This window comes from Geobacter sp. PheSNFMC, assembly GCF_059620965.1.
In genome coordinates, this window is the sequence record NZ_JCAMRN010000006.1 from 18,412 (window position 1) to 37,693 (window position 19,282).

At 55.3% G+C, this 19,282-nt stretch carries 16 protein-coding genes and 6 tRNA genes; all 22 read left to right on the plus strand.

Annotated features, from left to right (window positions below; all coding sequences use genetic code 11):
- Window position 1 precedes the first annotated feature (1 nt).
- The 22 genes from AC6CDK_RS02305 to AC6CDK_RS02410 all read left to right on the plus strand — a co-directional run bounded on the left by AC6CDK_RS02305 (window position 2) and on the right by AC6CDK_RS02410 (window position 19,281).
- A tRNA-Arg gene (locus tag AC6CDK_RS02305) sits at window positions 2-78 on the plus strand.
- A gap of 25 nt (window positions 79-103) precedes the next feature.
- A tRNA-His gene (locus tag AC6CDK_RS02310) sits at window positions 104-180 on the plus strand.
- Between the two features lie 62 nt (window positions 181-242).
- Window positions 243-325: transfer RNA gene (locus tag AC6CDK_RS02315), tRNA-Leu, on the plus strand.
- Window positions 326-440: 115 nt separating this feature from the next.
- Window positions 441-1,736 (plus strand): trigger factor, encoded by a 1,296-nt coding sequence (gene tig, locus AC6CDK_RS02320; protein WP_039644453.1) that lies wholly within the window; start codon window positions 441-443, stop codon window positions 1,734-1,736.
- 21 nt (window positions 1,737-1,757) lie between these two features.
- The gene (clpP, locus tag AC6CDK_RS02325; RefSeq protein WP_039644455.1) at window positions 1,758-2,357 is read left to right on the plus strand and encodes an ATP-dependent Clp endopeptidase proteolytic subunit ClpP; all 600 of its coding nucleotides are present in this window, start codon (window positions 1,758-1,760) and stop codon (window positions 2,355-2,357) included.
- Complete coding sequence (gene clpX, locus AC6CDK_RS02330; protein WP_039644456.1) at window positions 2,354-3,607, plus strand: ATP-dependent Clp protease ATP-binding subunit ClpX; 1,254 nt, start codon at window positions 2,354-2,356, stop codon at window positions 3,605-3,607. The genes clpP and clpX overlap by 4 nt, the downstream gene beginning before the upstream one ends.
- Before the next feature lie 14 nt (window positions 3,608-3,621).
- The gene (lon, locus tag AC6CDK_RS02335) at window positions 3,622-6,045 is read left to right on the plus strand and encodes an endopeptidase La (protein ID WP_039644457.1); all 2,424 of its coding nucleotides are present in this window, start codon (window positions 3,622-3,624) and stop codon (window positions 6,043-6,045) included.
- Window positions 6,046-6,182: 137 nt separating this feature from the next.
- Window positions 6,183-6,259: transfer RNA gene (locus tag AC6CDK_RS02340), tRNA-Asp, on the plus strand.
- A gap of 11 nt (window positions 6,260-6,270) precedes the next feature.
- Window positions 6,271-6,346 (plus strand) — tRNA-Val (locus AC6CDK_RS02345).
- 59 nt (window positions 6,347-6,405) lie between these two features.
- Window positions 6,406-6,482: transfer RNA gene (locus AC6CDK_RS02350), tRNA-Asp, on the plus strand.
- A 225-nt stretch (window positions 6,483-6,707) separates the two neighbouring features.
- The gene (locus AC6CDK_RS02355) at window positions 6,708-7,427 is read left to right on the plus strand and encodes a polyprenol monophosphomannose synthase (RefSeq protein ID WP_039644458.1); all 720 of its coding nucleotides are present in this window, start codon (window positions 6,708-6,710) and stop codon (window positions 7,425-7,427) included.
- 191 nt (window positions 7,428-7,618) lie between these two features.
- On the plus strand, window positions 7,619-8,683 hold the full coding sequence (locus AC6CDK_RS02360; protein ID WP_192905640.1) for a 6-bladed beta-propeller: 1,065 nt from the start codon (window positions 7,619-7,621) through the stop codon (window positions 8,681-8,683).
- Window positions 8,680-9,519, plus strand: coding sequence for a cytochrome C (locus AC6CDK_RS02365; protein ID WP_066357371.1), 840 nt, complete (start codon window positions 8,680-8,682; stop codon window positions 9,517-9,519). The genes AC6CDK_RS02360 and AC6CDK_RS02365 overlap by 4 nt, the downstream gene beginning before the upstream one ends.
- An 8-nt stretch (window positions 9,520-9,527) precedes the next feature.
- Entirely contained in the window at window positions 9,528-10,619 is a 1,092-nt protein-coding gene (locus AC6CDK_RS02370) for a cytochrome c3 family protein (RefSeq protein ID WP_039644464.1), read from the plus strand.
- Window positions 10,620-10,649: 30 nt separating this feature from the next.
- Window positions 10,650-11,066, plus strand: coding sequence for a cytochrome C (locus tag AC6CDK_RS02375; RefSeq protein WP_318258770.1), 417 nt, complete (start codon window positions 10,650-10,652; stop codon window positions 11,064-11,066).
- A gap of 101 nt (window positions 11,067-11,167) precedes the next feature.
- Window positions 11,168-12,376 carry a type II secretion system F family protein gene (locus AC6CDK_RS02380; RefSeq protein WP_066357372.1) on the plus strand — a complete coding sequence of 403 codons (1,209 nt, stop codon included), beginning with the start codon at window positions 11,168-11,170 and terminating at the stop codon, window positions 12,374-12,376.
- A 44-nt stretch (window positions 12,377-12,420) separates the two neighbouring features.
- Window positions 12,421-14,145, plus strand: a complete 1,725-nt coding sequence (locus AC6CDK_RS02385; protein ID WP_039644468.1) for a GspE/PulE family protein — start codon at window positions 12,421-12,423, stop codon at window positions 14,143-14,145.
- A gap of 2 nt (window positions 14,146-14,147) precedes the next feature.
- Window positions 14,148-15,074, plus strand: coding sequence for a type IV pilus biogenesis protein PilM (gene pilM, locus AC6CDK_RS02390; RefSeq protein WP_039644471.1), 927 nt, complete (start codon window positions 14,148-14,150; stop codon window positions 15,072-15,074).
- Entirely contained in the window at window positions 15,074-15,613 is a 540-nt protein-coding gene (locus tag AC6CDK_RS02395) for a PilN domain-containing protein (RefSeq protein ID WP_039644472.1), read from the plus strand. The genes pilM and AC6CDK_RS02395 overlap by 1 nt, the downstream gene beginning before the upstream one ends.
- Before the next feature lie 44 nt (window positions 15,614-15,657).
- Complete coding sequence (locus AC6CDK_RS02400; RefSeq protein ID WP_237560710.1) at window positions 15,658-16,155, plus strand: GspMb/PilO family protein; 498 nt, start codon at window positions 15,658-15,660, stop codon at window positions 16,153-16,155.
- Window positions 16,155-16,769, plus strand: a complete 615-nt coding sequence (locus tag AC6CDK_RS02405; RefSeq protein ID WP_039644474.1) for a hypothetical protein — start codon at window positions 16,155-16,157, stop codon at window positions 16,767-16,769. Before AC6CDK_RS02400 ends, AC6CDK_RS02405 begins: the two co-directional genes overlap by 1 nt.
- Window positions 16,770-16,797: 28 nt before the next feature.
- Window positions 16,798-19,281: a secretin GspD/PilQ domain-containing protein gene (locus tag AC6CDK_RS02410; RefSeq protein WP_039644476.1), complete on the plus strand. Its 2,484-nt coding sequence runs from the start codon at window positions 16,798-16,800 to the stop codon at window positions 19,279-19,281.
- Window position 19,282 lies beyond the last annotated feature (1 nt).

The window sequence follows — 19,282 nt, forward strand, 5'->3', positions numbered from 1 at the left end:
TGCGCCTGTAGCTCAGCTGGATAGAGCAACGGACTTCTAATCCGTAGGTCAGAGGTTCGAATCCTCTCAGGCGTGCCAACTAATTAACGGTAAATCACATATGGTGGCTATGGTGAAGGGGTCTAACACACATGACTGTGACTCATGCATTCGTGGGTTCAAATCCCACTAGCCACCCCATTTAAGAAAGAGCCCCGTGATGAACGGGGCTTATTCGTATGTGTAGTTGGTTGCGACAATCTGCGAGAGTGGCGGAACTGGCAGACGCACTGGACTTAGGATCCAGCGGGCAACCGTAGGGGTTCGACTCCCCTCTCTCGCACCAATTCATGTATGTGTGACTGTTTCAAATGCCCGCCCGGAGATTGTTGTTTTCTTGCCCGCTATCCCGTCCGATTAATCATCATATGAACACTACCCCAATGGAGAGAGGTTGAACGATGACCAGCACTGTCGAGTCGCTCAGCAGCGTCAAAAAGAAAATTTCCTTCGAAATTCCTGCGGACCGCGTTACGTCCGAGATAGACAAGGTTTTTGAAAAGATCCGCAAACGCGCGGCTCTTAAAGGGTTCCGGAAAGGGAAGGCCCCCCAGTCCCTCATTGAAAAGCACTATGTTGACGTCATGGAAGGCGACGTGTTGAAGAATCTGTTCGAGGAGACATATTTCAAGGCCCTTGCCGAACATAAAATTTTTCCCGTTTCCCATCCCGTAATCGATAGCGATGAAATAAAGCGCGGCACTCCGTTCACCTATTCCGCAACGGTTGAAGTCCTCCCCGAGATCGACGTAAAGGACTACAACGGACTTGAGGTTGCCAAGGAAACCTTTACGCCTGATGAGTCGGTTGTTGAAAAAAGGCTGCAGGAGATGCGCGAAAACATGTCTCACCTGAAGCCCCTTGATGTGGGGTCAGTGGCTGAAACAGGACATTTCGCGGTCATTGATTTTACCGGTTACGTTGACGACGTTCCGTTCGAAGGCGGCTCTGCCGAGAGTTACCAGCTTGAGCTCGGTTCCGGTCGTTTTATACCCGGCTTCGAAGAACAGATTGTGGGAATGAAGAGCGGTGAGTCGAAATCAGTGACGCTGAGCTTCCCTGAAGACTACTGGAACAAGGATCTTGCCGGCAAAGAGGCCCGGTTTGACGTGACCCTGAGCGAGATCAAGGTTAAAGAGCTTCCCGAGCTGAACGATGAATTTGCCGCTCAGATGGGCGAGTTCGACAGCATTGCCCAACTGAGGGACAAGGTTGCCGAGCTGTATGAAAAACAGGAAAGCGACCGGATCAAAGCTGACCTTCAGGATGGGGTCGTGCAGGCGCTCATCGGGAAAAACGAAATAGAAGTCCCCTCTACGCTTGTGGACCGGCAACTGCAGACCATGCTGGCCAATGCACGGAACAGGCTTGCTCAGCAGCGGCTTACGTTCGAGATGATGGGAATGAACGAGGAGTCATTCAAGGCCCAGTACCGTACCGTTGCCGAAAATCAGGTCAAGGGTTCGCTTCTTCTTGAAGCCGTTGCCAAAAAGGAAGGAATATCGGTCGAAGAGGCTGACATCGAGAAGAAGTTGCTGGAAATTGCAGGCGGCAGCGAGGAAGAGCTCGGCCGCGTAAAGAGCTTTTACGAGCAGAATCGCTCGGCACGGGAAAATCTCGTAGCGCACCTGGCCGAGGAGAAGGTCATGTCGTTCCTTCTGGAGAGCGCCGTAATCAGCGAGAAGACGAAAGAGTAACCCGTGGAGCAAGGAGGCAACATGCTTGTACCGATAGTGGTCGAACAGACGGGCCGGGGCGAACGTTCTTACGATATCTATTCAAGGCTTTTGAAAGACCGGATCATCTTTCTTGGCGGCCCCATTGACGACCATGTTGCGAATCTGGTCATAGCCCAGATGCTTTTTCTGGAAGCCGAAGATCCGGACAAGGATATCCATCTGTACATCAATTCGCCGGGCGGCGTCGTAACGTCGGGCATGGCCATCTATGACACCATGCAGTACATCAAGGCTCCCGTGTCGACGATTTGCGTGGGGCAGGCCGCTTCGATGGGGGCGCTGCTTTTGTCGGGCGGGGAGAAGGGGAAGCGTTTCAGCCTCAAGCATTCCCGGATCATGATCCATCAGCCGTTGGGTGGATTCCAGGGCCAGGCCACGGACATCCATATTCACGCACAGGAAATCCTGAAACTCAAAAAGCGCCTGAACGAGATCCTTGCCGAAAATACGGGGCAGCAACTAGCCAAGGTTGAAGCCGATACCGAGCGCGACTATTTTATGTCTGGAGCCGAGGCGAAGGACTATGGTATCATCGATAATATAATTGAGCGCAAAACTCCCAGCGGAGGTACCCGGTGAGTAGGAGAAACGAAGGCAGCGACAATCTCACCTGCTCCTTTTGCGGTAAGAGCCAGGATGAAGTCAAGAAGCTCATTGCCGGACCAACGGTATATATTTGTGACGAGTGCATTGAGCTTTGCAATGATATTATTGCCGAGGAGTCGAAGCTTGAAGAGGCCATGGGGCCCGATGTCAAGAAGCTTCCCAAGCCCCGTGAGATCAAGGATGTACTCGATGAATACGTGATTGGCCAGGACCAGGCAAAAAAAGTCCTCGCCGTTGCGGTTTACAATCACTACAAGCGCATCGAATCCATGGGCAAGCCGAGCGATGTGGAGATGCAGAAGAGCAACATACTTCTGCTGGGGCCCACCGGGTCCGGCAAGACCCTGTTGGCCCAGACCCTGGCCCGGATCCTCAAGGTTCCGTTCGCCATGGCCGATGCCACTAACCTCACTGAAGCTGGCTATGTGGGGGAAGATGTCGAGAACATCATTCTCAACCTCCTTCAGGCTGCCGACTATGACGTGGAACGTGCCCAGAAGGGCATCATCTACATTGATGAAATTGACAAGATAGCGCGTAAATCCGATTCTCCTTCCATTACCCGGGATGTGTCGGGGGAGGGGGTGCAGCAGGCACTGCTGAAAATTATTGAAGGAACCGTTGCCAGTGTTCCTCCCAAGGGAGGACGCAAGCACCCGCAGCAAGAGTTTTTGAAGGTCGACACGACGAATATTCTGTTTATCTGCGGCGGCGCGTTCGCGGGGCTCGACAGCATTATTCAGCAGCGTATCGGTGTGAAAAAGCTCGGCTTCGGTGCTGACGTGAAGAGCAAAGTCGAGAAGAGGGCAGGAGAGCTTCTCACGGAAGTTACCCCTGAAGACCTTCTCAAGTTCGGTTTCATCCCGGAATTCATCGGCCGTCTGCCCGTACTCGCCACCCTGCGCGAACTGGATGAGACTGCCATGGTTCAGATCCTGAAGGAGCCGAAAAACGCGCTTATCAAGCAATACCAGAAGCTGTTCGAAATGGAGCACGTGAAGCTCAAGTTTACCGACGGCTCTCTGGTCGCCATATCCCGGGAGGCGCTCAAGCGTAAGACGGGCGCCCGCGGACTCCGGTCGATCCTTGAGAACGCCATGCTCGACATCATGTACGAAATCCCTTCGCAAACCATGGTGAAAGAGGTGGTCATTAATGAGGATGTCATCTACAACAAGGAAAAGCCGATCATCGTCTATGAAAATGTGGCTGAATCAGCCTGACCGCAAAGGACCCAATGAACGTTGACCATAGTATGGAAAGTCTGGAAAGAGGGGATCTGCAAAGATTCCCTCTTTTACCGTTAAGGGACATTGTTGTTTTCCCGCACATGGTAGTTCCTCTTTTTGTGGGGCGGGAGCGTTCGATCTCCGCCCTTGAGGCGGCCATGAACGGCAACAGGATGATCTTTCTCGCCGCCCAGAGAAATGCCAAAACGGAAGATCCCCGGCAGGAAGACATCTACACGACCGGTACCATCTCACAGATCATACAGCTCCTGAAGCTCCCCGACGGTACAGTCAAGGTGTTGGTTGAGGGCAAACAGCGGGGCAGTCTTGTTTCGTTCCTGCCTAACCCCGACTACTTCATGGCTGAAATACAGCCGCACCTTGAGTCCCTGGAAGCAAACACCGAGGTTGAAGCCCTAATCCGGAGCACAAAATCGGTGTTTGAAGGGTATGTGAAGCTGACCAAAGGCATTCCCCAAGAGGTGGTCAGTGCCGTAGGAGGGATTGTTGAGTCCGGCAAGCTTGCCGACACACTGGCGCCCCATTTGAATCTCAAGCTCGCCGACAAGCAGCAGCTTCTTGACATAGTGAATCCCCATGAACGGCTGGAGAAGCTCTTGTCTTTCATTGAGGCCGAGTTGGAGCTCCTCCAGTTGGAGAATAAGATCCGGACCCGCGTCAAGAAGCAGATGGAGAAGAACCAGAAGGAATATTATCTGAACGAGCAAATGCGAGCCATCCAGAAGGAGTTGGGAGCAAAAGACGATTTCCGACAAGAGCTTCTGGAACTGGAAGACAAGGCAACCAAAGGGAAGTTGTCCAAGGAAGCCCGTCAAAAGGCCCTCGCAGAACTTAAAAAACTGAAGCTCATGTCGCCGGCGTCTGCCGAAGCTGCCGTGGTGAGAAACTACGTTGACTGGCTTGTGTCGCTTCCGTGGGCAAAGATGACTCGTGAAAAACACGACATCCTCGGTGCTGAAGAGGTGTTGAACGCCGACCATTATGGTCTTGAAAAGGTCAAGGAGCGCATTTTGGAGTACCTCTCCGTCCAGGCGCTCGTTAAGAAGTTGAAGGGACCAATCCTCTGTCTGGTTGGTCCGCCCGGGGTGGGCAAGACCTCTCTTGCCCGGTCAATCGCCACGGCGACCGGTCGTCATTTTGTCAAAATGTCGCTCGGCGGGATGCGTGACGAAGCGGAGGTCCGTGGCCATCGCCGCACCTATGTGGGAGCCATGCCCGGCAAGATCATCCAGAATCTCAAAAAGGCGGGAAGTAACAACCCTGTCTTTCTGTTGGACGAGATTGACAAGATGAGCTCCGATTTCAGGGGTGATCCGGCTTCGGCACTGCTTGAAGTTCTCGATCCGGAGCAGAATGCCCATTTCAGCGATCATTTTCTCGACGTAGAGTATGATCTTTCCCACGTCATGTTCATTGCCACGGCCAACTCGACGCATTCGATTCCCCGTCCCCTGCTCGACCGGATGGAGGTGATTCGCCTGGAAGGCTACACTGAGCATGAAAAACTTGCCATTGCCGAACGCTATCTCATCGGCAAACAGATGGCAGCCAATGGCCTGTCCGAGCAACGGGTCAGCATTTCCGGGAAGGCTGTCAGTGAAATAATCCGCTATTACACGCGTGAAGCCGGTGTGCGCAACCTGGAGCGCGATATTGCGACGCTCTGTCGCAAGGCTGCTCATCGTGTGGTCAAGGGTGAGAAAAAGAAGATCGTAATTCAACCCAAGAATCTGCCCGGGTTCCTTGGACCTCGCAAGTACCGGATCGGGACGGCAGAGGACAAAGATGCTCCCGGCTATGCCACGGGTCTTGCCTGGACCGAAGTGGGCGGGGACCTGCTTACCATTGAGGTGGCAGTGGTGCCCGGCACCGGAAAGCTCCTCATTACCGGAAAGCTGGGGGAGGTCATGCAGGAGTCGGCACAGGCGGCCATGACCTATGTGCGCTCACGGGCGCAGATACTGGGTATTGACAAAGGGTTTCACCAGAAAGCGGATATACATATTCATGTGCCGGAAGGGGCAATCCCCAAGGATGGTCCATCGGCCGGCATTACCATGGCTACGGCAATAGTTTCGGCGCTGACCGGCAGGCCGGTGCGCCATGATCTTGCCATGACGGGTGAAATTACCCTCCGCGGCAACGTGCTTGTCATCGGGGGACTCAAGGAAAAGCTTCTGGCCGCAGGGCGAGGAGGGATTTCCACGGTTGTCATCCCAGAGGAAAACAGGAAGGATCTGGCGGAAATCCCACGGGAGGTTACGGTGGGGCTCACTATTGTTCCAGTACGCCATATGGACGAAGTGCTTTCCCACGCACTTCTGGCTGAAGGGGTTGCCGGCGGAGCTCCCTACCGTACCTCGGAGGGGCATCCGTTGATACCCGAAAAGGAAACAGTTACTGCTCACTGATGCACGAAAAAAGCGCTTGACACCTTTGTGAGGTCTCTGTTATAAGTTATGTCTCGCTTCAAGGCGGCAATAAATCAATATTTGTTGTAAAATTGATAGGTTGCTGTTCAAGTGTAGGTACAATTCATGCTGAAAACGGGGTCGTAGTTAAGTTGGTTATAACGCCGGCCTGTCACGCCGGAGGCCGCGGGTTCGAGCCCCGTCGACCCCGCCATTAATTAGTAAGGGCGAATAGCTCAGCTGGGAGAGCGCCAGCCTTACAAGCTGGATGTCGGGGGTTCGATCCCCTCTTCGCCCACCATATATGCTTCAAGGTAGTCGTTCTCTGAGTGGTGGCTACCCTAACTGAATATAACGAATGGGGTCGTAGTTAAGTTGGTTATAACGCCGGCCTGTCACGCCGGAGGCCGCGGGTTCGAGCCCCGTCGACCCCGCCATTAACAAAAAGGTCATGCTATGCATGGCCTTTTTGTTTTGAATAGGTGTAAGATCTGCGATGGTTCGCGGCAGACAGGCCTTCGGAAGGGTGTTTTCCTTGACGGGCGTGTGAATTGGCCGCTATTATCCATTAGTTATTAAGAGAATGTGAGCGCGCCGTTCATGAATGCCGATGACGCGCGTTTGCCTCACCTGGTTTCCACTCAATTCTCTGGAGGCACAACTTGAGAACCGTTGTCGTCATTCCGACGTACAATGAGCGTGATACGATCGAGCGACTGATCAACGACGTGCTGGCGCAGGACAAAGACATTCACGTACTGGTCGTGGACGACAACTCGCCGGACGGCACCGGAGAGATTGTGGACCGGTTGTCCGAGGGGATGGGACGGGTTCATGTGCTGCATCGTCCCGGCAAGATGGGCCTTGGCTCGGCGTATCGTCAGGGCTTCGCCGCGGCGCTTGCCATGGGGGCCGATTTCATTGTCGAAATGGATGCCGATTATTCCCATGACCCGGCAACACTGCCACGGTTCCTGGAGGCCATGGAGGGATGCGACCTGGTTATCGGCTCTCGATACCTGAATGGCATCAGCGTGGTCAACTGGCCCCTCCGGCGACTCATGCTGAGTTATTTCGCCAACTGGTACACGAGATTGATCACCGGTTTGCGCATCATGGATTGCACGAGCGGGTTCAAATGTTTTCGCCGTAGGGCGATCGAATCGATCGATATGAGGACTATTCGCTCTGATGGTTACTCGTTTCAGATTGAAATGAACTATCGGTGCGTGGAAAAGGGTTTTCAGGTGAAGGAAATCCCCATTATCTTCATCGACCGGCGCTCGGGCAGCTCCAAAATGTCCAAGAAAATCGTACGCGAAGCCGTGTTCATGGTGTGGAAACTCAAGCTCGGCTCTGTTTTCGGGGCATTGTTCCGCTAGGAGGGCGATATGCTCGACGTAACATGGGCGCTTGCCGCTCAGGTGGGTTTGTGGGGATGGATCGGTTCCATGGTAGGGTTCATTATGCGAGCCTTTCCCGCGGAGGGCGTGTTCGATCGCAGGGCTGCGAGTATCTGGGGGGGGAGCGTAGTGCTCCTCTTCGCGTTATGGGTAGCAGGGATGATGATGGCATGAGACGAAGCCGCTGCGCGTCAGTTATACTTTTGTTGCTCGTGCTATCGTCACTCTTGCCGATCATGGGGTGCGGCGGGCCGTCAGCCTTGTCCGTCGCCTCCTTGCGGGACCCATCGGTGGATATGACATGGCCTCCTGCTCCTCATCCGGCCCGGATACGATTTCTCCGCGAAATTTCCGGGCCGGAACAGATCAAGGCTGAGCCGGGAGCACTTGCCCGCTTTCTGGAGTTTGTCACCGGTGAGCAGTTCCAGCCCGTCCCCTTTGTGACCCCCTACGGGGTTGTCTCGGATGGCGGGGCGCTTTTGTTTGTCTCCGATTCCTCGTCTGGTGTTGTTCATCGCATCGACCTGGCGCGACAAAAGGTTTCCTATATTGTTCAGGCAGGGGAGGAGTTCCTCTCAAGCCCGGTTGGTCTCGCCCTTTCTCCTTCGGGAGAAGTGTACGTCAGCGATTCGGTCAATGCCAAGGTGTACGTATTTTCACATCGAGGTGAGTTCTTGCACGTACTGGCCGATGGCCAGGTCGGCTTCAGGAGGCCGGCCGGCTTGGCCGTGAACAGTAAAGGTGTTCTTTTTGTGGTTGATGTTTTGGCACACAAATTGAAAGTCTTCGACAAGGATGAGCGTTACATGGGAGAATTTCCCGCCGACGATGGCGGAGGGGAATTGAACCTGCCCTCCCATGTTGCCGTTGATAAGGACGATAAAGTCTATGTTACCGATGCCCTGAATTTTACGGTAAAGATTTATGATGAAGCCGGTCGTTACCTCCGAAGTATCGGTGAAATAGGAGATGCTCCTGGTTCTTTCGCGAGACCCCGTGGCGTCGCGGTCGACAGTGATCTCAATGTGTATGTGATCGATGCCGCGTTTGACAACTTTCAAATTTTCAACCAAGAGGGGCAGTTGCTCCTTTTCGTCGGAAAGCCCGGTAAAAAAACCGGAGAGTTTTATATGCCGAGCGGCATCCATATCGATCGAAACGACCGGATTTTCATCTCTGATTCGTACAACCGGCGGGTCCAGGTGTTCGAATACCTGAAAGAGGAAAACCGATGATGACGAGGATCTTTTTGGTCATGGGCGTGACGGCGCTCGTCATGGGCAGCGTCCGCCCGAATTACGGAGCCCCTGGGCCGAAATTCACCGATCCCGGTGGCGGAAACAAGCATAACCTTTCGTATTCCAACACCAATGTCAACTTCAAGGCCACCAATTCAACCGATATGCGTGCCAAGCAGATCTGTATTTTTTGTCACACGCCCCATAATGCACGTCCGCAGACAACGCTCTGGAACCGTAGCGACACTACTCAGAGTTTCGGGCACTATTCATCAAGCAGCCTGTCTCTCCACCTGGATGCAACCGCCCGCACGGCCAGCGATTATAAGGCGGAGCCCAATGGCTCGTCCCGGCTTTGCCTCAGTTGCCATGACGGGGTCACGGCTCTTGGTGCCGTGCTTTCAGGGGTGCCCATTGAGGTCAACGGCAGCATGTTCACAAAGATGACCGGCGACCATGTCTTTGATCGTGCCAAGATAACCAATTCCCATCATCCGGTTTCGTTCAAGTACACCGCAGAAGTGGTTGCACGTCTCAAGACCCTGGAAGGTCCGGTATCCGATTACTGGCTGCCGGCCGAAGCGCCGTCCCAGGAAAGTCCGGGCGCACCCGGCACCAACAAGGCCAGGCAATTCGTCCGGCTTGACAAGGAAAAGCGGATGCAGTGCACCACCTGTCATGATCCCCACCAGAGTCAGTATCACGACACGAATACCCCTCCGCTGACACCGTTCTGGGCCTATGACGGACGGGGCCTTTCTACCGTGAACGCCGATACCGTTCATGATGAAGTCTGTTACGCATGCCACAGCTTCAAGACGCCAAATCCTTAGGAGATGCAATGCCGGTAGCCGCAGCTCTTCTTTGCCTGGTGCTGTTCTCGGTCATGCCGGCCGTCGCGGCTGATTACACGGGGGGAGTCCATCTTGATCGGAGTAAAGTGCCCCGGGGATGTTCAACCTGTCACCTCAAGTTCAATTTCAAGGACGGCGGCGGCCCCGAAACCTGCATTGTCTGTCACGGTGATCCTTCCCGGCTGACACGCCAGTATGCCGGCATGCCCCGAGGTTTCGCTCCCCGTGAAGCCGATATGAAAAACGTTGAGGAAGAATTCCGCAAGCCTTTCCGTCATCCCACGTTTGATGCCCGCGGCGTCCATCGGGGTGGGGAGACCCTGCCGGAGAGGGATCCCCGCATGCCCCGCCACGCCGACTGCGTGGACTGCCACAATCCCCATCATGTTTCTTCAACAAATAAATTTGCGGGCATTAAAGGGCGCAGGGTCGGTAACCTGGTTTCGACCGTTACGACGGAATTCGAGCTTTGCTACCGGTGCCACGCCGAAAGCGCGAACCTTCCCGGCCGCTTCGGCAATAAAAGGGCCGAGTTTGCCGCCACCAACCCGTCGTTTCATCCGATCGAGGCTGAGGGAAAAAACGCGGCGGTTGTCAGTCTCATTCGTCCGTATAAAGAAAGGAAGGAAAGTCCGGGCGATGTCTCAACCATTTCCTGCGGCGACTGCCACGGCAGCGAGTCTTCTTCCGGCCCTCGCGGTCCCCATGGCTCTCTCAACGAGCACATCCTCGTGGAGAACTACTCGACACGAGACAACCAGCCGGAAAGCCCCCACGCCTACGCACTTTGTTACCGGTGCCACGATCGCAGCAGTATCCTCGGCAATGAAAGCTTCAAATTCCATGCAAGGCACATCCAGGGTACTGGCGGCATTGCCGGCTCAAATGGCACCTCCTGCTATACCTGTCACAATTCCCACGGCAGCGTTGAGTACAAGTACCTGATCCAGTTCAACAGGTCAGTGGTTTCTCCTAATTCCCAGGGCCAACTCAAGTTCGTGGAAAAGGGGATCTCCACATTCAGGGGAGAGTGCTATCTTTCCTGTCACGGCGCAGACCACAATCCAAAGGTATATTGAGCCATGACCTCACCTGCGACGGGCTGTCAGATGCGATTGTTTTTCACCGCGGTTATGGTTGCGTTACTGTGGGGAACGTCAGGTGGGCAGTCAGTCCTGGCGGCCGAACACGTATCACCACACGATGCACAAGGGGCATGCCTCTCGTGTCACATTGCCCCGGAACGTGATTTGAATGCCGACCGTTTTCCTTTCAGTGGAAAAAAGCAGTTAAAATACGGTGTTAACGGAGCATGTCTCCAGTGTCACGGTATTGATTTCGGCCATGGTGTCGGCAAAAAGCCGGAAATGAACCGCACGGGGCTGCCGCTCGACGGAGACGGGTTGATTGCCTGTGCCATCACGTGTCACGACATGCACGTGGTTGCCGCGGAAAATCCTCACCAGAAGGCATACCATCTGCGTGTGCCCGTGGAGGATCTCTGCTTTTCCTGCCATGACCGATAAGGTCGGCCATGTGGCGTGACGTATATGACGTTATCGTGCTACGAGTTTGTTTCTACCTGTTTTTATTTTTAATTTCGCCCATTTTGTGCTAAGAAAATCTAATGGCCCTATACCACTGTAAGCTCGGCTCCTCCGAGGGGCGAATCATAACCAGGGATCTGGAAGCCGCAAACCCTGAGATGCTTCGCGTCAGTTTGGAAGAGCAGGGTTTTTTTGTTTTCGAGATAAAAAAAAAGCCCCTGCAGTTTCTCTGGAACAAAGGGGGAGGGCGGCGCAAGGTAGACAACAAGGCCCTCCTTACCCTTAACCAGGAACTTCTCGTTCTGATCAAGGCCGGACTGCCGATTATCCAGGCGCTTGACACGGTACTGGAGCGGGTTGAGCGGGGAACTCTCTTTGACGTGCTGGCGGTTGTGCGCGAGGACGTCAAGGGTGGGATGGCTCTCTCCGATGCCTTGGAAAAGCACGCCAAGGTTTTTCCTCATCTTTACGTAGCTTCGGTGCGGGCCGGCGAGCGGACCGGAGACCTGCCGCTTACCATCCGGCGCTACATCGCGTTTCTCAAACGGGTAGAAGAGGTACGGAAACGATTCGTTTCCGCGCTGGTCTATCCTGCAATCCTCGTTACTGTGGCGACGTTGGCCATAACGTTTCTTCTGGTCTATGTGGTTCCGACCTTCAGCCAGGTTTATGCGGATGCCGGCTCCCAGCTTCCGCTTCCCACCAGGATGCTCATAGCGTTTTCCACATCCCTGAAACAGCTTTTCCCCCTGGTTATTGCGGCAGTTTTTGGCACTGTATTCATTTTTAGGCGATGGGCCGCCACCGAGGGGGGGCGGTATCGGGTCGATGATATAAAGATACGAATTCCCTTTATCGGTGATATTTTTTCCAAGTTTGCCGTAACCTCGTTCACTCGGACGCTGGCAACAGTCATCGGCAGCGGCATACCTATTGTCGAATCGCTCAAGATGTCGGTCGGCACGTTAAACAATCGCGTCCTCGAAAGGCGCATGCTTGAAGCCGTGGTCAAGATCGAGGAGGGAATGAGCCTGTCGGGCGCCATCGAATCGGCGAGGATCATGCCGCCTCTCGCGCTCCGGATGCTCGGCGTGGGTGAGACTACCGGTTCTCTTGAAGAGATGCTGGGTGATATTGCCGAATACTTCGAGGGAGAAATCGATGCCCGCCTCCACCTGCTGACAACCGCCATTGAACCCGCGATCATGATCGTCATGGGGCTGGTGGTCGGCGTCATTATCGTAACCATGTATCTGCCGGTGTTCAAGATTGCCGGTACCGTGGGGTGATTGTCGCTGCGCAGCCCATTACCGGCCCGGCTTGGAATGAAACAATGGAAAAGCAATCTTTCAGACGGAAAACCATCGGCCAGATTCTGGTTGAGCAAGGTAGCCTCAATCCTGATCAGATTCCCTATCTGGTCGAGAAGAGAAATGCGTCCACAAGGCGTTTCGGGGAAATCTGCGTCGCGGAGGGGCTCATTACCGAGGAGAACTTGGCACGGGCTCTTGCCGAGCAGTTCGGCCTCGATTATGTTGACGCCCGCGGCGTAAGGCTCAACGAGTCGCTCCTGACAACACTGCCGCCCGATGCCGTCTATCGCTACCAGTTTATCCCCCTGGAAGAGGACGACGAGACTCTGGTGGTTCTTATTGCCGATCCGACGGACGTTCTGAAGCTGGACGAGCTGGAGCTTCTGCTGGACCGGTCGTTCACCGTCAAACTGACCACTGAAACGGCCATCGCCACCATCCTCAAAAAGGGGGAAGCCACCAGCAGGGTCCTCAAGGAAGTCTCCGAGGACTTCATGCTCCAGTTGGTCAAGGAGAATGAAAAAGGCGAAGAGATCCTCTCCATGGAGAAGATCTCGGCCGACACGAGTCCCATCATCAAGCTCGTCAACTCCACCGTCATGGACGCGCTGACCCGCCGGGCAAGCGATATTCACATCGAAACCGCCCTGGAAGGGGTTATCATCAAATACCGGATCGACGGGGTCCTGTACCGGGCCACAGAACCCCTCGACATCCACTTCCAGGCACCGATCATTTCTCGCCTCAAGGTCATGAGCGAACTCGACATTTCCGAACGGCGCATCCCCCAGGACGGCCGTTTCAAGGTCCGGCTCAATGACAAGGCCATCGATTTCCGCGTATCGATCATGCCGAGTGCCTTTGGTGAGGACGCGGTTATCCGTATCCTTGACAAGGAGAGCATCGCTTCCGACCTGAAGGGGCTTACGCTTGAGACGCTCGGCATGCATCCGCGGGAAATGAAGCGTCTGAGAAGGAAAATTCGCGAACCTTACGGCATGGTCCTCGTAACGGGGCCGACCGGTTCGGGCAAGACGACCACCCTCTACGCCGCTCTCACCGAGATCCATACGGGCGAAGAGAAGATCATCACCATTGAAGACCCGGTCGAATACGTTCTGCGCGGGATTGTCCAGATCCCGGTGAACGAGAAAAAGGGTCTCACCTTTGCCCGCGGACTCCGCTCGATTCTTCGGCACGACCCGGACAAGATCATGGTCGGCGAGATCCGGGACCCCGAAACGGCACAAATCGCCGTCCAATCGGCCCTCACCGGGCACTTGGTCTTTACGACGGTCCACGCGAACAATGCCTTTGACGTTCTTGGCCGCTTCATTCACATGGGGATCGATCCCTACAACTTCGTGTCGTGCCTCAACTGCGTCATGGCCCAGCGTCTGGTGCGCAAGGCGTGCCCTCACTGCAAATACCCGGTGGAGCACCCGGACTCGGCCCTTATCGAATCGGGACTTGACCCGGAGGAGTGTCGCGACGTAACGTTCTATGAATGCCGTGGCTGCGAGGAGTGCAATGGGACGGGGTATCGCGGACGGTCAGCCATCATTGAGCTTCTTGATCTGAATGACCAGATGCGGGAGTTGATCATGGCAAAGGCCCCTGCAGCCCAGCTCAAGGCGGCCGCCCGTGAGGCCGGCACGGTATTTCTGCGCGAATCGGCCATTGAAAAGGTCTTTGCCGGGGAAACGACCTTGCGCGAAATCAACCGGGTCACCTTTGTGGAGTAAGCATGTTTTTCACCCATAACGCCATAGGTATGGAGGTGTCGCAGCACGGGATCCGCTTCGCCGTGCTGGCTGGCGGCAAGGGGGCGCCGCGTCTCGTGACGCACGGCGGTGCCTCCTTTGCATCGGGGATCGTGCGGATTCTCCACCGCGAGCCCAATGTCGCCGATCCAAAGGCGTTTGTCGGCACGGTGCGCGAGGAATTTTGCAAACTGCTCGCCCGGACGAACCTCGTATCGGTTACACTGCCCGACGCGGTCGGCCGCATAATGATCATGGATTTCGACACGCGCTTCAAAAACAGGGAAGAGGGGCGCGACATGATCCGCTGGAAGCTCAAGAAGAGCCTTCCCCTTGACTCAGGGGACATGCATCTGGACTACCAGACCCTGCGTGAGCGTGACAATGGCAGCCTTTCGGTGCTGATTGCCGTTGTGGCGCGACAGGTCGTGACCCAGTACGAGGATTTGCTCCTTGAGGCGGGCATTCAGCCGAACCGGATCGATTTCAACACGTTTAATCTCTATCGCGTGGCGGCCAAGCGTGTTCCGTCTGAGGATACCGCGCTCTTTGTGGCCTTTCACCGGGGCATGCTGAGCATGCTCGTTCTAACCGACGGAGTCATCGATTTCTATCGAGCAAAAGAGATGGGCAGAGATGGTGTTGATCCGAACCGGATTTTCATGGAGGTCAACAGCTCACTCCTTGTCTATCGCGACAAAAACCCCGGCCGTGAGGTCAAGAGCGTGCTCTGTCTGGCTCCTCCGGATGGGGGGGAGTCCTTCTCCGGCATCGTTGCGGAAGCGAGCGGCGTCGATCCGGTCCTGTTCGCTCCGCAGACGTTCATAGCCAGTAACGGCTCAACTGCGGCGGCTCCCGCGTCACTTCATGACCTGGCAGCAGCCCTTGGTGCGGCCACGAGGAACCTCTGATGGATATCCGGATCAACCTTGCCACCCGTTATTTCTATAACACGAGGAAGGTGAACACGGGGATTGCCGCAGTGGTCCTGGTGCTTCTTCTCCTGCTGGCGTACAACATCGCATCGCTTGTGGCGAATGTTTCCACGGAGCGCGCGCTCAAGAAGGACATGGGGATTTTGCAGGCCCGTTTTGATGAGTCTGCCAAGGGAATTACCGAAAAGCAGTATCGGGATCTGCTCAAGAAGATTGCCGAAGCCAACGCCGTAATCGGCAAAAAGGCCTTTGACTGGTTGCTTCTTCTGAACCGTCTTGAGGAAGTAGTGCCCGAGGGGGTTGCACTCGGGGCCATAGATCCCAGCCTGAAGGACGGGACCCTTAAGCTTTCCGGTGCTGCCCGCTCGTTCGGCGCACTCAGATCGCTGATGGAGAACCTGGAGTCGTCAACCCACTTTACCGATGTTCTCCTGTTGAATCAGGGACAGCTGAGTGTCGGAGAAAAGCAGAAGGGTATTTCCTTTACCGTCACCTGCAAGGTCGACTTTACATGACGAAGCAGCAACTCATACAACTTATCACGTCCAGGAAGCGGACTGTGGTCGTCCTTCTTGTCTTGGCAACGGTGAATATCATCCTGACGATGTTCAAAGGCGTGTATCAAGAGCCGCGCATTGCCGAGCTGAGGGATGAGTGGACATCCAAGAGGTCGCTCAATACGGGTGCCAGACATGATGTGTCCTCCATCTACCGGCAAGGGACTGAGGATCTGAAGGCGTACCGGGAGCGCCTTACCCCCAAGCGGGGGTTCACCGCCCTCATGATGGAAGTGTTCGAGACCGCTGCTGACAACGGACTCACGGTCAAGGGGGTTACGTACAAGCCGAAGCAGGTGCCGGATCAAAAGCTCGTGGTCTATGATGTGGTTCTTTCGCTTGACGGAACCTACGCCGGGATCAAGAGCTTCCTCTCCGATCTCCAGTGTCACAGGTCAATGCTCGTGGTTGAATCTCTCTCACTCAACAGCGGCAGTGCCGTGGAGGAGGCGGTTGCACTGAAAGTGCAGCTTTCGGCCTACCTCCGGACGGAGGAATGATGAACCGTCAACGGCTCATTCTGGCTATTCTCCTGGTGCTGCTGGGCTTGTCGCTGATTTACAGCTACGTCAGAACACCCCGCCAGCAAACCGTTGCCTCGTCTCCGGCGACAAAGGCCAAGGCCCCGGCCCGCGACAAGAAGACGGCACCTGCCAAGCCTGTGGCAGATGAGACGCGGGTAAGGCTTGATCTTTTGGAATGCGGCAAGGGGCGTTTTGCCGGCTTCCGCCGGAATATCTTCCGGCCCATTTTCCATGACGAAACAAAGGTGCCGCCCGCACCGCCGGTTCTGCCGAGACCCATACCGCCACCAGTGCCGCCACGGCCGGTTCCGCCTCCGGTTCCGCCTGTGGCGCCTCCCCAACCGCCACCGGTAGTCCGCGACATGGCGCGTTTTACCTTCCTGGGCTTTCTCAAAAAAGAAAACCGGAAGACCATTTTTCTGGCAAAGGATAAAGAGATCATCCTCGTACGCCAGGGCGACAAGATCGCCGGGATCTACGAGGCTGTCAACATAACGGATGAGGCATTGTCGATCCGCTCGACCACAGACGGCAGCGAGATCGTCATCCCGCTTGTTGAAAATCGCCCGCTGAGCGGGCAGATTCGCTGAATGCAACGATAACTCGAGGAGCAGTTCCATGAGAACCATAGCGAACATGGCCATTGCCGCGGTAGTACTGACTTTCCTCGCCGGGTGCACTGCCGGCCTGACCGCGTTCAACAAGGCTGAAAAGCTCGAAGAGGAAGGGAAGCTTGACGAGGCGGTCATGAAGTTTGCCGAGGCTGCTTCAACCAACCCTCAACAGACCGAGTACCGCATGAGGCTTCTCAAGGCGAGCGAAAAAGCCGCGTTCGAGCATCTCAAAAAAGGGGATACGGCCTATGAGCAGCAACTGCTAGACGAAGCCCTGCGGGAATATCAGGCGGCAGTTTCGCTCAACCCCGCCCTGGCGCGGGCAAAACAGCGCAGCGACGAACTGATTCGGGTGCGTAATTCACTGACCTACTATCGCGAAGGACTCGAGTTTGAAAAATCGAACAAGCCCCGCGAAGCCCTTCAGGCCTATCGCAAGGCTCTGGACCTCAACCCCGAGAACAAGGAAATAAAGGAAGCCCTTGAAAAGCTGCTCCAGACCAGGCGAACCAAGCTGGAAGGCTTTGAACTCAACCTCAAATCGACAAAGCCGATAACCCTCAAGTTCAAGGAAGCAAAGCTCAAGGACGTCTTCTATATCCTGTCCCAGCTTTCCGGAATCAATTTCATTTTCGATGAGGGAGTCAAGGAGCAAAACGTCACCATTTTGCTTGAAAATGCATCATTCAATCAGGCTTTTGATCTTCTTACGAGCATGAACAAGCTGGGGCGCAAAGTCCTCAATGAGGGCACTATCCTCATTTTCCCCAAAACGCCGGAAAAGGCCAAACAGTATGAAGATCTGATGGTGAAGACTTTCTATCTGAACAGCCTTGATGCCAAGAAGGCCGTCAATCTTCTGCGTACGATGCTTCAGGTCAAGAAGATCTATGTGAACGAGGAACTCAACGCCCTCGTCATCAGGGATAATCCGGAACTGATCGATGTGGCGGGGAAGATTCTCGAAGCCAATGATGTGCCCGATGCCGAGGTATTGTTGGAAGTGGAGGTTATTCAGGTCTCCAAGAACAATTCCGAGTTGTTCGGCCTGGGGCTGAGCCGGTATGCCGTATCACTCAATGCCCGTACCCCCGGTTCGGGGGGCGATTTCTTTTCAGACACCTTTGATCCGAAGGTAACCACAACATCGAACGACACGACCACGGTGACCACTACGCAGGTGAAGAATCTCCTCAACCTCTTCAACTGGAACGGTTACCAGGGGTTCCTGACCGTTCCCAGCGCCACGTACAATTTCAGCAAACAATTGTCCAATGCCGAGGTCCTGTCCAATCCCAAGATTCGCGTCAAGAACCGGGAAAAATCCAAGTTTACCGTGGGTACGAGGGTGCCTATCACCACTACGTCCAGTACCGGCTCAGTGGGAGGGGTTACCGTCAACGTCCAGTACGTGGACGTGGGTGTCAAGCTCAATGCGGAGCCGGTGATTCAGTTGAACAACGAGGTCACCATAAAGCTTGGAGTCGAGGTCAGTTCCATCATCGGCGAGAAAACAGTCGGCAGCGGCGATGCCATTAGTTCGGTCGTGACCATCGGTACCCGCAACGTGGATACGGTTCTCAACTTGAAAGACGGGGAGACGAGCATCATCGGCGGCCTCATCGAGGACTCGAAGAGCAAGAGCAAGCAGAAGATATGGCTCCTTGGCGATATTCCCCTCATCGGCAGCCTGCTTTCCAGCCACAACGACAAGTATGACAAAAGCGAGCTGGTGCTTGCCATTACGCCACGCATTGTCCGGGCGGTATCCGTTCCCGAGGCGGATGTGGCGGCCTTCTGGTCGGGCAAGGAAGATGACCCGACAGCCGTAAGACCCTTTTCTTCCTTCGAACTGGAGCCGGAGTTTGCGGTCCAGCCGGCTGCCACGCCGGCTGCCAAAGGGGCGCCCGCTGCACCGGCGGCCAAGCCTGGCCCGGCGACACCCGCCGGGCAGCCGGCGGCTCCGGCTGCCGCTCCAGCCGCCGGTGGCCAACCGGCAGGGACCCCGGCGACCCCGGTGGCCGCTTCAACTGCCGCCGGAGCCCAGGCTGTTGCGGCACCGGTTCAGCCCGCCATGCGTGGAAGCCTCAATATCGCCGCGCCGGCCGGTGTCGATCTCGGCGGTCAGTTCAAGGTGGAGGTCAAGGTGTCGGATGTCAAAGGTCTTGCCAAGGCACCGTTCATTCTACTCTATGACCCCATTTTCATCGAGTATGTCGGGGCGGCGGAAGGGAACTTCCTGAACCGGGACGGCAAGCCGACGACCTTCAACGCATTGGCTGACAAGGCGGCAGGTCGGGTGGTCGTCACGATGGATCGCAGTGCCGCCGGTGAGGGGGTCGACGGTTCGGGAACGCTCCTGACCGCTACCTTTACGGCAAAAAACAAGGGACCGGCCAGCCTCGGACTTCAGAATGTGAAATTCGCTGACCAGGCGAACAGGCCTCTGGACATTATCCCATACAACACGGTGGTTGAAGTCAAGTAGC

Excerpts from the sequence above, each read along its gene's own strand:
- tig (WP_039644453.1), top strand. The coding sequence starts at position 441 with ATGACCAGCACTGTCGAGTCGCTCAGCAGCGTCAAAAAGAAAATTTCC.
- clpP (WP_039644455.1), top strand. The coding sequence starts at position 1,758 with ATGCTTGTACCGATAGTGGTCGAACAGACGGGCCGGGGCGAACGTTCT.
- lon (WP_039644457.1), top strand. The coding sequence starts at position 3,622 with ATGAACGTTGACCATAGTATGGAAAGTCTGGAAAGAGGGGATCTGCAA.
- AC6CDK_RS02360 (WP_192905640.1), top strand. The coding sequence starts at position 7,619 with ATGAGACGAAGCCGCTGCGCGTCAGTTATACTTTTGTTGCTCGTGCTA.
- AC6CDK_RS02365 (WP_066357371.1), top strand. The coding sequence starts at position 8,680 with ATGATGACGAGGATCTTTTTGGTCATGGGCGTGACGGCGCTCGTCATG.
- AC6CDK_RS02370 (WP_039644464.1), top strand. The coding sequence starts at position 9,528 with ATGCCGGTAGCCGCAGCTCTTCTTTGCCTGGTGCTGTTCTCGGTCATG.
- AC6CDK_RS02375 (WP_318258770.1), top strand. The coding sequence starts at position 10,650 with ATGCGATTGTTTTTCACCGCGGTTATGGTTGCGTTACTGTGGGGAACG.
- AC6CDK_RS02380 (WP_066357372.1), top strand. The coding sequence starts at position 11,168 with ATGGCCCTATACCACTGTAAGCTCGGCTCCTCCGAGGGGCGAATCATA.
- AC6CDK_RS02385 (WP_039644468.1), top strand. The coding sequence starts at position 12,421 with ATGGAAAAGCAATCTTTCAGACGGAAAACCATCGGCCAGATTCTGGTT.
- pilM (WP_039644471.1), top strand. The coding sequence starts at position 14,148 with ATGTTTTTCACCCATAACGCCATAGGTATGGAGGTGTCGCAGCACGGG.
- AC6CDK_RS02395 (WP_039644472.1), top strand. The coding sequence starts at position 15,074 with ATGGATATCCGGATCAACCTTGCCACCCGTTATTTCTATAACACGAGG.
- AC6CDK_RS02405 (WP_039644474.1), top strand. The coding sequence starts at position 16,155 with ATGAACCGTCAACGGCTCATTCTGGCTATTCTCCTGGTGCTGCTGGGC.
- AC6CDK_RS02410 (WP_039644476.1), top strand. The coding sequence starts at position 16,798 with ATGAGAACCATAGCGAACATGGCCATTGCCGCGGTAGTACTGACTTTC.